Origin of the sequence: Endozoicomonas arenosclerae, assembly GCF_001562015.1 — a bacterium.
Lineage (GTDB): Bacteria > Pseudomonadota > Gammaproteobacteria > Pseudomonadales > Endozoicomonadaceae > Endozoicomonas_A > Endozoicomonas_A arenosclerae.
Map to the genome: position 1 here is coordinate 24,302 of NZ_LASA01000159.1, position 15,649 is coordinate 39,950.

Below are 15,649 nucleotides of genomic sequence, written 5' to 3' on the forward strand. Positions count from 1 at the left end.
TGCAGGGCTGGCATGCTGACCATTGCTGATAAAACATTTAATTCGCGCCTGTTTACCGGTACGGGAAAATTCAACAACAGCCAGACAATGGCTGAGGCCATCAAGGCTTCCGAGAGTGAGCTGGTAACTATGGCTCTCAAGCGGGTGGACCTGAATGATGACCAGGATGATATTCTCTCGCCCCTGATTGAGGCTGGCGTTAACCTGCTGCCTAATACGTCCGGCGCTCGAGATGCCAGAGAAGCGGTCTATGCTGCCCAGCTGGCCAGAGAAGCCCTGCAAACCAACTGGCTGAAGCTGGAAATCCACCCGGATCCCAAATATTTGCTGCCAGATCCTATCGAAACCCTGAAAGCCTGTGAAGAACTGGTCGAACTGGGCTTTGTTGTTCTGCCTTACGTTCATGCTGACCCGGTTCTGTGCAAAAAACTGGAAGAAGCCGGCGCCGCTGCCGTTATGCCTCTGGGCGCACCTATTGGCAGTAACCTGGGACTGAAAACAGAAGAGTTCCTGAATATCATCATCGAACAGAGCCAGGTGCCTGTGGTGGTTGATGCCGGTATTGGCAGCCCTTCTGATGCCGCCAAGGCCATGGAGCTGGGAGCCGATGCTGTTCTGGTCAACACCGCAATCGCAGTATCCAAAGACCCTGTTGCCATGGGTATTGCCTTTAAAGAAGCCGTTACAGCAGGTCGACGCGCCTACGAAGCTGGCTTGGGCGTTCGCTCCCACCAGGCCCAGGCCAGTAGCCCCCTGACCGCCTTCCTGGAAGATTTCTGATGTCATTCGTAGACAAGTTTAACCAGATAAACTGGGATGAAGTCAGAATGAACATCCTCAGCAAAAACGCTGCGGATGTTGAGGATGCCCTGTCGGCACGTCGACTGACTCACGATCAGTTTCTGGCACTGATTTCACCAGCGGCTGAGCCCTATCTGGAGCAGATGGCGCAGAAAAGCATGGCTCTGACCCGCCAGCGCTTTGGCAATACAGTACAGATGTATATTCCTCTGTATCTGTCCAACAAATGCACCAACATCTGCACCTACTGTGGTTTCAGTTTGGGTAACAAGATTCGCCGCAAAACCCTGAGCATGGAAGAACTGGATCGGGAGCTTCAGGCGATTAAAGCCATGGGCTTTGATCACATCCTTCTGGTCACCGGTGAAGCCCAGGGAACGGTAGGCACTGAATATTTCAAAACGGTCCTGGATAAAGTCAGGCTGTACTTTTCCCATATCACACTGGAAGTTCAGCCTCTGGATCAGAACGAATACGAAGAGCTCATGGAACTGGGGCTTGACGCTGTGCTCGTTTATCAAGAGACATACAATCGCCCGGCTTATGAGAAATACCACCTGCGCGGCAGCAAAATGGATTTTGATTACCGACTGGATACCGCTGACAGACTGGGCAAGGCAGGCATCGACAAAATTGGTGTGGGCGCCCTGATTGGTCTGGAAGACTGGCGCACCGATTCTGCCATGGCAGCCGCACATCTCGACTATCTGGAAAAAACCTACTGGAAAACCCGCTACTCTATTTCTTTCCCGAGGCTTCGTCCCTGTGAAGGAGAATTCCAGCCGGTATCCATTATTTCTGACAAACAGCTGGTGCAGTTAATTTGCGCTTACCGTCTGTTCAAGCCTGAAGCAGAACTGTCCCTCTCTACCCGGGAATCAGAAGCGTTCAGGGATAATGTTTTACCTTTGGGCATTACCACCATGAGTGCTTTCTCAAGCACTCAGCCTGGCGGTTATGCAGATGGTGCCATTGAGTCTCTGGAACAGTTCTCTATAGATGACAACCGTCGTCCTGAAGCCGTAGCCGCTGCTATCAAGTCAAAAGGTTTGGAAGCAGTCTGGAAGGATTGGGATCGGAGCTATAGCCACTGACCCCAATTAATCCGGAGCTCTGTTTCCGACCAACTCAGTTGGACTGACAGAAGTCATCTGAGTCCCTGGTTGCCGGGCCTGATCATCAAGACAGGCCTTGGCAGCCTCATAGACACTTCGGGTCTGCCCCACCGTTTGAACAAACTCTGGATGATTTCTCGACAACTTACCCTGTATAAGCGTTTGAAGTGTCATTAAAAGCAGATTCGCTTTCGACAACCCCCCCTTTTCTGCCAAACCATAGAGATGCTCAAGAGCCAGGAAGCAGCCTGTTCGCCCCAAACCTGCAAGACAATTCACAGCCAAAGCCTGATGCGGGCAATGCTTTCTTTGTTGCGCCACCAATGCTTGCAATTCATTCATAATGTCTACCGGCAATGGCTTCATATCAGGCCAGTCTGGGAACGACACCTGCCTGATAATACGTTCTCCAGAAGGCCCCTTCATCCGAAACGATCTTACGGTAGCCGAGACAGGCAGTCGGCCCTGCCCTTTCACGGATAAACTGCTTTTAAACAGAATCTTTTCTTCTGATGTTTTCTCCAAAGAATATTTACCACCGAAAGGCACCTCAACAGAAAGAGGAAGACTGCCCCAATCAAAACGATCACGCCCCTTATCCATTTGACGATCATGTTCATTGATCAGATCAAGAAACAGACCTACATTCTCCTGTTCCGCCATGCTCAATACATCAGGCATATCTGACGACTTGGGACCTTTCATCGCAATACCGGGAATACTGTCTCCATAAAAAATCTTATTCGCATTCCACTGAGAAGCGGGATTAGATGATTTAATCTGAGTATCAGGCAGAGGATAAAAGGCAGAAGCTGTCTTGGCTGAACGGCCCATAGATGGAATTATTTTTGCTCTCCAGGCCATGAGAGATGACAACAATCTGTCTGCAAAATCTCGATCATTATTCTTCCCAAAGCATTTCAGCAGTTGTAAAACTTTGCCTGCAAAAGGCCCTGTCAGCGATACAGCCTCCTGAGGTTTAGCTGCCAGAGAACCTTTTCTGCCATTGGCCTTTCGAGATGATCGCTTACCCGCCAACTGACTATTAAGCCATGCTTTCTTTTCCAATAACTGTTCAGGCTCTATTCCCGGGGTCAGCACTTCAATACACACTGCCAGCCTTTCCATCAACTCAGCCAGAGTGGCCCTGTTTTTCTGGGCTTGCTTCCCTTCTCTGCTTTTCAATCTATCACTGGCAAGCAAAGATTTAAGTCGCAGCAACTTATCTACCAATTCACTCTGACCTGAGTAGCAGCGTATATCTGCACTCAAGCAGGCACAGAGATCATTTAGCCAGCGAGTACATTTATTCTTAAGATAATTGGAAATATTCGAATCGTAATGCTGGCTTTCAGGCGCTTCTATTAAATCGAAAGCAGCTTGAGTAATGACCTCACAAGGTCCCAGCAAATCAATAGACGACGCTTGATCTGACTCTTTAACATGACCATTCAACCCTTTGGCCAATTCCTGATCAGTAAACTGCGCATCTACTTTTGGTAATACCGAGATGACCAGCTTTCTCTGCCGCCTGAATATAGCGGCCATATCCACTCGCCTGCCCATATAGAGCAGATAGCAAATCGAGGTAATCAAAGGCCTAAGTTTATGCATACTGACGTCTTCCAGATCTCTCTGGCACAACCTCATAAACTGTTTTTGTGGCAAAGCACTGTACTTTTTGTGCAATTCGCGCGCTTTACTCTCAGACCAGTCCCTAAGCCGAGTCATTCTCTCCCTAACTGAATGAAATCGATCCAACAAAGGTTCTTTGCCTTTAAGTTCGGCAGGCTCCCCCTCAAAGCTATGATTAATGAGATACCAGAAACAGTCTTTTTCATCCCAACTGCGACTTTTCTTTGCGGGTACGGTCACTTTTCTGGCAATACTACTGCTGTCTTTTACCTCGAAAGTGATCGAATCAGAACAGGGCCTGTCCTTATATAAACCTTCGATCGCATCATTGTACTCCCCTGCCAGCAAATTAATCAGGGTCTGCCTGCAACCAAGTCTCGATCTTAGCTGCCATAAACTGCCATCAGGTAAGAGAAGATTGATGGGGTACTGATTTTCACAGCCATAAACCAGATGCTGATCCACATCCTCTCCCATCAAAACCGGTGTCACAGCCATATGAATCGTAATCTGGCGATAATCTTTTTCCAGCCCCATTAATTTTTCGCCCGTTGCCTTCCGATGCCTGGGACGAACAGATAAACCTTGCCTGAGGATAAAAAATCTCAGATCCACTGAATCCAGCCCTTCTTTCCTCAAGGTATCGATAAGGTGCCTGATTATGGAATGAATCTGAGTACCACTGATGCTGACTTCGACAATACCTATCGACTGATAACCCTGCCGGCATGCCTTGACGACTTCATCAGTCATTTTGGTAATGTGTACTTTTGGGCACAGGGAAGCGTCTTTGGCAGTAGAAACCACCACACCTACTCGATCTTCCTCAGGAATATAAGGCTGTAAGAAAGCGGATAACAGAGTACCTCCCCGCTCCATGGTGAACAGAATGTCACAGGGAGAGTCTTTCAATTTCTGGCCTAACTCGGCTATCGCTTTTTGCTGCTCCTTAAGATGCTGCCAATATATGACTCCACCATTCTCATAAACGCCTGAAGAACTTCCCTTGCGCATTTCCGATATACGTTGACAAACAAGACTGACATCCAGCCCATCACCTTCGAGATAATCGGGTTTAAGCGCGGCAGGGTTCACCAGGAAACACTTGGGATCAGTAATGTTAGTGAGCTGCAGATCAGATGCATTTCTTCTCAATGCACCACAAGCATCTCTGGAAGCCTGAGCATCGAACATCGACTCAGGTGAAACACTCTTTAAACTTCGATTCAGAGCATTTACCGGATTCTGATCAACTGTTTGACCTGCAGATGTACCTGATACATCTCCTGCCTTCCTGCTTTCGTCTTTTCCAAGAGCATCCATTGCTTCACTTCCCTCTATAACATCATTACTTTTGACCAGCGAAGAGCCCATTTCACGCCTGGAAGTACTAACAAGCCTGTTAGCCACACTGACAAGAAGGAAAAACCCACCTTCACGATCGATTTGCATTTCTGGTATGCTCGAATTTCCAGACCGAAAAGCACCTCTGACAGCACGATTAAAAGTTACGAAACCATGAGTTACGACGATCAGGATCTGTTCCTGCAGGAAATGGAGGGTGTGGCTCCGCTGAAAAGCCGCCCCAAAGCGGATCTCAAGAAGCATCAGACTGCGACCCCCGGCCAGGCTCTGAGACGGAAGGCGGCCCAGACGGAGCTGAACGATCCGAACTTTTTATCCCTTGATAATCCGAAGAGGGTTGAGCCCTACGACCACCTGGAATATAAGCGCCCAGGCGTTCAGGAAGGTGTTTTCAAGAAAATGCGTTTGGGCAAGTATGAAATAGAAGCCCGACTGGATCTGCACAGTCATACAGCAGCGGAGGCCCGAAAAGCAGTCTTCGACTTTATTAATGACTGCCACAAACACGAGCTGCGCTCACTGATTGTTAATCATGGTCGAGGACTGAACAGTAATCCTCCTGCCATTATAAAAAGCTATGTAAATACCTGGCTAAGAGAAATGGATCAGGTTCTCTGCTTTCATACAGCGCAGAAATTCCACGGTGGCTCCGCCGCACTGTATGTGGTTCTGAGAAAAAGTGAGCGGGAAAAGCTGGAAAACCGGGAACGCCACGCCAAACGGACGGCTTGATTCCAGAGCTTTAATGACCTGTCGATACTCTTTTTAATACCCTATGTGGATCGACAGGTCATGATGACTAACGACTTCCTGATTGCCTGGCTACTGACATTAGCCTTGGAACTGCCGGTTATTTATCTCCTCCTGCACAAATCTGCCCCGCGAATGAAAGTTCTGTTTGCAGGCTTTGTCGCCTCCACCCTCACACTGCCCTGGCTCTGGTTCGTGCTCCGTCACTGGATGGACTACAACCAGCTTCTGCTGATAGGCGAGAGTCTGGTCGTTATTATTGAGGCAGCACTGCTGGCCAGCTGGCTGCAAACCCGGCTCAGGCTTGCTGTACCTGCCGCGTTTCTGGCAAATCTGACTTCACTGCTGATGGGCACCTGGATTCTGAGCCTCTGAGCAAGCCCCTCTAACTCAGTAAAACAGTTCATCCGTCGATAGGAATTGAATAGAACCATTGATTCCTTCAGGCACTGCCATGTTTGCAAAACCCTCGGCCTGCCAGCAGCTTGGGATAAAACACGCCCTTTCGGATGCCAGCGCAGGCTATATTGCCGGCTGCTGGCTGTTGTTTCTGCCTATAGAAATACTCGCCACTCTGTTTATTGTTTACAACCTGATTGCCTTTGGTTGCCAACCCATATTCAGCCTTTTACCAGAAAGGTTTGAGAAAAACGCTATCCGTTTTTCTCTTTTACTCACCACTGTCGCACTGATGATTCCAGCAGAGAATTACTGGCTGACTTTGCTGTGCATGGCATCAGCCAGTGCACTCTTTCATGTCAGCGCCGGAGCCCGGAGCCTGAGAACAGCCCATCAAAACACGCTCCAGATTAGCTGGTTTGTAGCCCCCGGAGTATTGGGACTACTGACAGGAATAGCAGCAGGGATCAGTGAATTCACTGGAGCTTTCTGGATCCTTATGATCGGTCTGTTCTTAAGTATCCTGATTTCCGACACCGGACATCGCACAAAACCACCTACCTCTCAAAACTTCGAGCTTCACAGCTTCCGGTTCTGGCTGGCAACCACACTGCTGCTCTTGATTTCCATCCGCTCACTGGTCTGGAGCTTCTATCAGGGCTATCTCCCACTTGAACCTCCCATTCTTTTAACACTGGGGGTTGCCGCTTTTTTGGGAAAACTGGCCGGAGGCTGGCTGGATACCCACTACACACTGAACCAATGGCTTCTTCCTGTTTTGATGACTGCGACTTACTTGCTGCTCCTGACTGAACAAACCGGTTCTCTGGTGACACTGGCCTTTGGACTGGCCTGCCTGCAATCAGTCACTCCCGTGATGCTAAAAGCGCTTAACCAATATCTCCAGAAGCCCGCACTGAGTGCAAGTTTAGGACTTGGACTGGCCATCACTCTGGGGGGAGGCATTCTTTCGATTCTTACAGCTGCTCACAACACATCAGCAGACTCAATATTTATTATTCCTGCTGCCCTGTTAATGACGTGTCTGCTGGTGATTCCACTATTAACCGTGAAAATCATGTCTTCCCCCGGGACGACCAAATGATTTTCTTAGATTAGAGATTCTTAAAACTCAGGGAAGATCATGAAAACAACCAACAAACTGCTCATGGCCGGTCTGATCCTTTGCTTTTCAGGACAGTTACTTGCAGATCTGGTTTCTCCCAATCCACGAAACAGGGACATTCGCAAGAGCTCGGTAAAACAGATCGACCTGATCATTTATGTTGTTCAAACGGCTTATAGCACACCGACCTCCAAAGCCTTTTCTCTGGAGCTGAACTGTTATCAATCCCCCCTCTGGGATCTGTTTGGCTGGATGAACAAGCTGGTTTACTCAAAAACATTTGAGTGCCCAACTCAACAAGGACGCTTCCCGGACACGTGCAACAAGATGCTAAAGATTTCCGCCCTGCCCACCGAGCTGGCAGGCAATGTGAGCTGTGATGCCAGGGTTTCCATGGAAGACGTTGAATATGAGTTTTCCACCCACGATTACGCCAGGGAAAGTCAACGCTGGAACTTCCCTCTTGAATACCCCTACATAGGACGACTGGACGCTATCTATCTGCCACTGGATCAGGCCACTGCCACATACAGCAGCCCGGCACCTGGAGAGAATCCACCACTTACTGACAATCAGGGACAGTAGCCATGAAAATCACCTGGTCACAGATCAAACAGACACTGATCGAATCCTCTCTGGTACAGCTTGCCATGAATGCATGGAAACACTGGAGCGTCAGCAAGGATGATTCAGGCATCGAAACACTCGGTAAAATGTTCCGAAGAAGCAGCAGTCAGGAAAGCACACCACCCACTACACCTATCCAGGATCATAAGGTCGACCCATGGTCAGAACCACCAAAGCCTGAAGTTAAGATAGGTGTGACATACTCCCAGGCCAGCTTTGACATGGAGTGTGCCCTGGAGTTTTTCCCTGTTGCCCATGGTGCAGAAACATCTGCCCTGATTGGTGAAATCCATCAGCTTTGTGGAAAAGGTACTACTCTGGAAACCCTTTTCACCAAACTCAACGAGCTTAAGGACACCGCAGACAAGTTTCAGGAAGAAGTGGAAGTCAACACAGATTATGAAGCTTATCTGGTCGTCCCATATGCTGGTGCGCACAGGGTCGTCAACGATACACCACGTAATAGAAGTTACTACCGATTCAGCGATAAATTCGCCGAGAAGCAGAAAGTTATCCTAAAGTCGGATCGTTTGGGAGCCTGCCGTAAAATCGACGATATGATCGATGAACTCAAGCGTGTGCTGGGACCGCGTAAGCTGGAAGAAAAGCTGGAAGAAAAACTGGAAAAATTGGAAACAAACTCCAGAGAAAATCCAAGTTACAGTCGCCAAGCTTTCGTGAAAGATTTAGAAAAACTGAACCGTCAAGCCCTGGAGCTTAAAGCCAAATGCGCAGCCATTGCGACCAGTGAAGACCCCAGAATTTCTGATCTTGCTGATCAGTGGATACAGGATTTGAATCAGATGGTTAAAAAAATACATACCTTGATGGGCAAGGATTTGTCTCAAGGCTAGAAAGCTGGAAAGCTGGAAAGCTGGAAAGCTGGAAAGCTGGAAAGCTGGAAAGCTGGAAAGCTGGAAAGCTGGAAAGCTGGAAAGGAAATTGTTGTAGGACCTTTTGAAAAATCAAACGATTCAAGTTCAATTCAACCTGAGCATCCTTCTTCGCCTACCTCCTACATCCAGTAGTCGTGCGTTACTGAGATACATTACGTCCATGCAAATATCCCTGCAACTGCTCCTTGCGTTACAGGGATACATTACGTCCCTGTAAATAAAACGGGGTTATGGCAAGCCATAACCCCGTTAGACACTGATATAAATCAGACTTAAGCCAGAGAAGCTTTAGCCTTTTCAACCAGTTGACCGAAAACGGCCTTGTCGTGTACAGCCAGATCAGCCAGAACCTTACGGTCGATTTCGATCGCAGCCTTCTTCAGACCAGCGATGAAACGGCTGTAGGACAGACCGTTCATACGCGCACCGGCGTTGATACGGGCAATCCACAGAGCGCGGAACTGACGCTTACGCTGACGACGGTCACGGTAAGCGTACTGACCAGCTTTGGTAACAGCCTGCTTGGCTACACGGAAGATGCGTGAACGCGCTCCGTAATAACCTTTGGCGGCCTTGAGAACTTTCTTGTGACGCTTACGCGCGATTACACCACGTTTTACACGTGCCATGAGCTATATCTCCGAAAAAAATGATCTAAAAAGCGATTAGTCGCGCAGCATACGCTTAACGAGACCCTGGTCCGCAGGTGTTACCATGGAGGTACCACGCAGCTGACGCTTACGCTTGGTGGTCATCTTGGTCAGGATGTGACTCTTGAAGGCACCCTTACGCTTGTAACCGCTAGCAGTTTTCTTGAAACGCTTGGCGGCACCACTGTTGGTTTTCATTTTTGGCATGAAAAAGCACTCCGCATTCGCGACAACCTACCCTTATAGAGCGCTCGTTTCAGAACCTTGAGGTGTCGGGATATTTAAAATAAAAGTGACGACCGTTCAATTCGGACGAACATTTTCTGGAAGAAAATGTTCGTCTAGAACATGAAAGACCGGTCACTGAAACAGTGACCGGTCTTTCATACACGAATCACTTCTTCTTTTTCGGGGCAATAACCATGATCAATTGACGGCCTTCCATTTTAGGATGCTGTTCAACGGTTCCGATTTCTTCCAGGTCTTTTTCAACCCTTCTCATCAGTTCCATGCCCAGCTGCTGGTGAGCCATCTCACGACCACGAAAGCGAAGGGACACCTTCGCCTTGTTGCCCTCAGTCAGGAAACGTACCAGGTTGCGCAGTTTTACCTGGTAATCCCCATCCTCTGTGCCCGGGCGAAACTTAACTTCTTTCACCTGGGTCTGAACCTGTTTCTTCTTGGCAGCGGCCTTCTGCTTCTTTGTCTCGTACTGATGCTTACCGTAGTCAAGGATCTTACAGACAGGCGGTTCGCTGGTAGCGTTGATCTCAACCAGATCCAGCCCTGCTTCCTGGGCCATGGTCAAAGCGTCACGGGTATCGACCACCCCTACCTGGGAGCCATCAGCTCCAATCAGTCGGACTTCTTTGGCACGGATATTCTCATTGATCGGCGCTTTCTGCGGACGACGATCACGGAAGCTGTTACGTCTGATAGGTGTATCTCCTATAAAGGCAGCCTGTACAAACCTGCTTGTCAGGAACGATTAAAAACACAACCTGACAAGCTATAAGACAAAAAAGTTACGCAGTACGGCCACGCTTGCTGATATCCGTTGCTAAACGCTCTACAAATGCCTCTACAGGCATGGTACCGAGGTCTTCACCTTTACGGGTACGCACAGCAACGGTTCTGTTTTCCATTTCCTTATCGCCGATAACCAGCAGATAAGGCACCTTATTTAAGGTGTGCTCGCGGATTTTAAAGCCGATCTTCTCGTTTCTCAAGTCCGCTTTTACCCTAACGCCCTTTTCCATCAACATTTTTTCCAGTTCGGCTGCATATTCAGCCTGTCTGTCTGTGATGTTGAGGATGGCAACCTGCTTGGGTGCCAGCCATGGAGGCATGGCCCCTTCATAGTGCTCAATGAGTATACCAATGAAACGCTCAAACGACCCAAGAATCGCTCTGTGCAGCATAACCGGTGTTTTACGCTCACCGCTTTCATCCACATATTCAGCACCCAGACGGCCTGGCATCGAGAAGTCTACCTGAATTGTGCCACACTGCCACACCCGGCCAATGCAGTCTTTCAGGGAAAATTCGATTTTAGGTCCGTAGAAAGCACCTTCGCCTGGCAGTTCTTCCCAGGGCAGTTCCTGTGCATCCAGGGCATCTGCCAGGGCTTTTTCGGCTTTATCCCAGATTTCGTCGGAACCTACGCGCTTTTCAGGGCGTGTAGAGAGCTTGTACAGCATGTTGTCACGACTGAAACCAAAGTCCTCATAAACTTCGTGAAGGAAGTCGATAAAGGAAGCCACTTCAGACTGAATCTGATCTTCTGTAGCGAAAATGTGGGCATCGTCCTGGACAAAGCCACGAACACGCATGATTCCGTGCAGCGCACCGGAAGGTTCATTACGGTGACAAGAGCCGAATTCAGCGAGACGCAGAGGCAGATCACGGTAACTCTTCAGACCCTGATTGAAGACCTGAACGTGGCACGGGCAGTTCATAGGTTTAACGGCAATATCACGCTCTTCCGAGTTAGTTGTGAACATGTCGTCTTTGAACTTGTCCCAGTGGCCGGATTTTTCCCACAGGGAACGATCTACCAGCTGAGGCGTCTTGATCTCTTTGTAGCCATGCATAATCTGTTTTTTACGCATGTACTGTTCCAGCTCCTGATAAATGGCCCAGCCATTCGGATGCCAGAACACCATACCCGGAGCTTCTTCCTGCATATGGAACAGGTCGAGTTTTTTGCCCAGCTTACGGTGATCACGCTTTTCAGCTTCTTCCAGACGCTGCAGGTAGGCTTTCAGGGCTTTCTTGTCTTCCCAGGCAGTACCGTAGATACGGGTCAGCATTTCGTTGCTGGAATCACCACGCCAGTAGGCACCGGCCACACGCATCAGTTTGAACGCTTTCAGTTTACCGGTTGAAGGCACGTGAGGGCCTCGGCAAAGGTCCATCCACTCACCCTGACGGTAAACAGAAATCACTTCGCTTTCTGGCAGATCGTTGATGATCTCAACCTTGTATTCTTCGCCCATGGCCTTGAAGGCACTGATGGCTTCATCACGAGTCATCACAACTCGCTCAATCCCCAGATCCTGCTTGGCCAGTTCAGCCATGCGCTTCTCGATCTTCTCCAGATCTTCGAGATTGAAAGCTCGCTCATAGGAGAAGTCGTAATAAAAGCCATTATCGATCACAGGACCGATGGTTACCTGTGCACCGGGGTACAGATCCTGGGTGGCCATAGCCAGCAGGTGAGCCGTTGAGTGACGAATCACCTCAACACCTTCTTCGTCACGGGAGGTGATGATAGAAAGCTCGGAGTCATCCGTGATCTTGGCACTGGCGTCCACCAGCTCACCATTAATACGACCCGCCAGAGTCGCCTTGGCCAGGCCCGGACCAATATCCTGGGCCACTTCCATTACAGAAACTGCGTCAGCAAACTCGCGCTTGCTGCCATCGGGAAGCGTAATTACAGGCATGAGGAGAAATTCCTTAATTTTTTGCCGTCAGAGGCATTTTGTTCATCTTCAGTGGCAACCTATACCGGAGGCTGCTTGCTCATCGTTCATACCAGCCCATACCAGGGGCTGAGAACCTTTGTACCAGTGGCAACCCATACCAGGGGTTGCTTGGATTTTCTCGCTGATTGAAAGGAGAAAATCTTGGGACAGTGCTTAGCCGTTAGCAGAGAAAAGCCAACGTCTGGTTATTGTGTGTTTTTCACAGCTGGTGTCAAGTCAGGAAAGCCTGTTATTCGCCGATAAATAGCCTGAATTGTCACTCATCCGAGGCTAAAAAATGCAACCATCGGGTTCTACCTCCCATGACGCTTACTCTCTGGTGAGCACCTGGAAAAAAGATTGCAAGGCTTTGGTAGATCAAGAGTACAAAGGCGAAACATACAAACCCTCCATCGGCAGTGACGGTCACTTAACCACCTTCACAAAGGGAACGGGCACTTTTCGAAGCAGAAATGTCGCGCCCCTCAAGGAAGCTTTTATCGCGCTGTCTCTTCAGGCCGATGACATGGCCCACAAGCGGGCAAAGCTACCTCCCAGACTGCTTCGAGACCAGAACATATCGGCTCTGGATGAACAGAGCATGCTTCAGATAAACCGGCAAAAACTGGAAGAAGAGGCTGACGCCATGGTCGACATGCCTCTGGATCAGCTGGAGCACAAGCTGGATGACCTATTGGCTTGCACCGGCGCCAGGATGGTAAAAACCCACCTTTATCTGGACGAATTGTTTAACGATCTTGCACAAGGTACGCCCAGCAGACTGGATGACCCGACAAACTTCAAAAGTGACATGAATGAACTGTATAAGGGCTTTGTTTTCAGTTTTGGTCAGGAGAGCCCTTTAGGAGAAATTGCAGAAGCAAACCACCAGGCTCAATGCTTTGCCTTTACCAGTGCCATTGACTCCTGGCTGGAAAACAAGAAATCGGCCCTGAGCGAACTCTCGCTTCGCGATCACGACAGACCCGTCATGAGATACGGTTATCGCTCTTTAAAGCAACAAACCGATGACTACACCAATGATCTGGAAAAAAAAGCAGGTTTTAAAAAAGGCATCAAACAACCTCCTGCTTTACCTTTGTTCACACCACCGGGCTCTCCCGGCCAACTGCCCAGAGACAATACCAGCACCGTTAAACATCCCGAACCCATACAACCTATTTTCACAATGCCAGAAGAGCCTCCTTTCTCAGAAGAGCTCGCTCCCAGTTCTGCCAAGAAAGTTGCCCTGCAACCAAAAGAAGTTTCAACACCTCCTCCCGTTGAACCCAAAGCCAAAAAGACAGCTGTCGATAAGATGCAAGGCGTCTCGAACGATGAGGCCACACAAAGGCTCTCAACCCTTCTCAGCAAACCAGCATTAGATATCGACTGGTCCAAAGCCATGACTGAACTGGAAGCAGGAGCCAACCCCTTCAGTTACTTCGAAGAGGGAAGAAGCCTTGCTCCCAACGTCCTTTTCAAAGTTATCAGGGACATTACCAACAACGCTCATATAAAAGGGAAACCGGACCCATCCAGAGAAGTCAGATTGAACTTTCTCAAGGCTATTCTGCAAATGCCTGGTGCAGAAAGCGCGATGTGTGTCATCGATTCAAGCTGGTTCGGAAACACCCCTTTCACTGCAGCCATCGCGGCCAGAGACAAAGATGTAGCTAACATCATGCTGGAAACCTGTGTGAGTGTTCACCCAAATTTGAAAGCTTTAATCACTTCTCCCAACATCAGCACTATTCCCGGAATGCTGGGAAATAACTCACCTCTGGTGTTGGCCATGAAAACGAATAATGAAGACCTGGCCTGTAAGCTCGTCAGACACTACAGTCCTGACCAGCTGAGAGAACCCTGCACATGGGCAGGCAATAGTGCCCTGACATTGGCTCACATTGGGCGCTTCAACAAATTACTCCCCCTCATAGCAGAAAAATCCGGTAGTTACCCTGCTGAAGAAGCGGCTTACCTTGACGCTTTATATAATGCAGAAAAGCCAACCTATAAGGATGACCTGAAAACCCAGAGCAACTGGCATGACATGTACGACAACGACATGTATCTGGATGACAATGGTCGTTTTGTTGAACATCAACACCGACACAAAAGGCCAGAGCTTTATCAAGCCTCAGCTCATCTAAAACAGCCTTCACTGCCACCTTCCACAGTGCTTGAGATTCAACCGGCCAAAACCCCCGGATTCATGAACAGTGGTAACCGATGCTTTGCTAACGCCTCACTGAAGCAATTAATCATCGGGATGGATCATTCGACAGTTCAGCAGATCAGGGAACAAGCCAAAGGCATGATTAAAGAAAGAGCGGCTGCTGTTAACGCTTTTGCCGATCTAGCGGAAGCGGTCACTCAGGTTCGACAAGGGAAGGCTGCGCCGTCAGGCAGGATAGATCAACTGCACACTGATTTTTTTGCCAAGGCTCAGGCTCTGGCCGCTGCAAAACCCACTGCACAATGGGAGCAGGTTGACAAAGACGTGGCCGATTTGATGAAGCGCCTGTTACCCTGGCTTGGTCAACCTCAACAGGATGCTCATGAATTCGCTACAGGGATGGTGAATCTCCTTGGATTGAATGACCCCATTCATCAGCTTGCCCTGCTCAGGCAGAACAAAAGCCTGATGAGTGATGACGAGAGTGAGAGACTGGGCAGCGCTCATACCTATTTTCCGGTCGAAGCAAGAAAAAACCAGAACCTGCCACAAAGCTTTGGTTACACCCGGGAAGTCATTGATGATTATCGCTGGCATGATGCCTACGAAGCACAGACAGAAATCATCAACAGAGTTTCGAGCCCAGATCCCGCCGCACTCAAAAGCCTGAAGGTACAGTGCAAGGTTTATGGCCCGGACCCGGAGTTAATGGCTCAGGGCTTTTTTCAAAGCAGAAAGCTGATCCTGGAATCCCGAGCCATGCTCGGCAACCCGCCTGTCTTTAATATGCCAATATACAACACCCGAACACATCAGGAAGAAAACCACTCCTTCAGAATAAAAAGCATTGTCGTCCATCTGGATGGTCCAACCCTGGAATCAGGCCACTATGTCACACTGGAACAACATGAGGGCAAGTGGTTCAAACATGAAGACTCTGATGTTTCAGAATTGCCTGATGGTATCCAGGGATTCCTAAACAGAAAACCTGACGCAGTCCCTTATCTGTTTGATCTTGAACGGGCTGACCTATGAAAGAAAGAGTCCGCCTGGAATCGGAGCTCTCTATTAAGAAGTAAGATAGAATTGAAGTTAGCTTCATAGAATTCCTAAATATGAATACCTAATCATATGACC

The 15,649-nt window shown here is 48.9% G+C and carries 13 protein-coding genes; 8 read left to right on the forward strand and 5 right to left on the reverse strand.

The window, feature by feature from the left end; all coding sequences use genetic code 11:
- Positions 1-12 precede the first annotated feature (12 nt).
- Both WG89_RS24115 and thiH read left to right on the forward strand, forming a co-directional pair.
- The gene (locus WG89_RS24115) at positions 13-780 is read left to right on the forward strand and encodes a thiazole synthase (protein WP_062270265.1); all 768 of its coding nucleotides are present in this window, start codon (positions 13-15) and stop codon (positions 778-780) included.
- Positions 780-1,895 carry a 2-iminoacetate synthase ThiH gene (gene thiH, locus WG89_RS24120; protein ID WP_062270266.1) on the forward strand — a complete coding sequence of 372 codons (1,116 nt, stop codon included), beginning with the start codon at positions 780-782 and terminating at the stop codon, positions 1,893-1,895. The genes WG89_RS24115 and thiH overlap by 1 nt, the downstream gene beginning before the upstream one ends.
- Positions 1,896-1,901: 6 nt before the next feature.
- Here thiH and WG89_RS24125 read toward each other — a convergent pair whose 3' ends face one another.
- Positions 1,902-5,003 carry a protein-tyrosine phosphatase family protein gene (locus tag WG89_RS24125; protein ID WP_062270267.1) on the reverse strand — a complete coding sequence of 1,034 codons (3,102 nt, stop codon included), beginning with the start codon at positions 5,001-5,003 and terminating at the stop codon, positions 1,902-1,904.
- Positions 5,004-5,069: 66 nt separating this feature from the next.
- Between WG89_RS24125 and smrA the strand changes: the two genes are divergently transcribed.
- From smrA to WG89_RS24150, 5 genes are all read left to right on the forward strand, one after another.
- Positions 5,070-5,648, forward strand: coding sequence for a DNA endonuclease SmrA (gene smrA, locus WG89_RS24130; RefSeq protein WP_062270285.1), 579 nt, complete (start codon positions 5,070-5,072; stop codon positions 5,646-5,648).
- Between the two features lie 60 nt (positions 5,649-5,708).
- Entirely contained in the window at positions 5,709-6,041 is a 333-nt protein-coding gene (locus tag WG89_RS24135) for a hypothetical protein (RefSeq protein WP_153301799.1), read from the forward strand.
- Between the two features lie 79 nt (positions 6,042-6,120).
- A complete protein-coding gene (locus tag WG89_RS24140; RefSeq protein WP_062270269.1) occupies positions 6,121-7,170 on the forward strand; it encodes an MFS transporter in 1,050 nt (349 codons plus the stop codon).
- Between the two features lie 39 nt (positions 7,171-7,209).
- Positions 7,210-7,776, forward strand: coding sequence for a hypothetical protein (locus tag WG89_RS24145; RefSeq protein WP_062270270.1), 567 nt, complete (start codon positions 7,210-7,212; stop codon positions 7,774-7,776).
- Positions 7,777-7,778: 2 nt separating this feature from the next.
- Positions 7,779-8,672 (forward strand): hypothetical protein, encoded by an 894-nt coding sequence (locus tag WG89_RS24150; RefSeq protein ID WP_062270271.1) that lies wholly within the window; start codon positions 7,779-7,781, stop codon positions 8,670-8,672.
- Between the two features lie 314 nt (positions 8,673-8,986).
- Here the strand turns inward: WG89_RS24150 and rplT are convergent, their stop codons facing one another.
- From rplT to thrS, 4 genes are all read right to left on the reverse strand, one after another.
- Positions 8,987-9,343, reverse strand: a complete 357-nt coding sequence (gene rplT / locus WG89_RS24155; RefSeq protein ID WP_062270272.1) for a 50S ribosomal protein L20 — start codon at positions 9,341-9,343, stop codon at positions 8,987-8,989.
- 36 nt (positions 9,344-9,379) lie between these two features.
- The gene (rpmI, locus tag WG89_RS24160) at positions 9,380-9,571 is read right to left on the reverse strand and encodes a 50S ribosomal protein L35 (RefSeq protein ID WP_034837404.1); all 192 of its coding nucleotides are present in this window, start codon (positions 9,569-9,571) and stop codon (positions 9,380-9,382) included.
- A 187-nt stretch (positions 9,572-9,758) separates the two neighbouring features.
- Positions 9,759-10,316 carry a translation initiation factor IF-3 gene (infC, locus tag WG89_RS24165; protein WP_479686500.1) on the reverse strand — a complete coding sequence of 186 codons (558 nt, stop codon included), beginning with the start codon at positions 10,314-10,316 and terminating at the stop codon, positions 9,759-9,761.
- Between the two features lie 73 nt (positions 10,317-10,389).
- Complete coding sequence (gene thrS / locus WG89_RS24170) at positions 10,390-12,312, reverse strand: threonine--tRNA ligase (RefSeq protein WP_062270274.1); 1,923 nt, start codon at positions 12,310-12,312, stop codon at positions 10,390-10,392.
- Between the two features lie 319 nt (positions 12,313-12,631).
- Between thrS and WG89_RS24175 the strand changes: the two genes are divergently transcribed.
- The gene (locus WG89_RS24175; RefSeq protein ID WP_062270275.1) at positions 12,632-15,547 is read left to right on the forward strand and encodes a ubiquitin carboxyl-terminal hydrolase family protein; all 2,916 of its coding nucleotides are present in this window, start codon (positions 12,632-12,634) and stop codon (positions 15,545-15,547) included.
- The last annotated feature ends 102 nt before the right edge of the window (positions 15,548-15,649 follow it).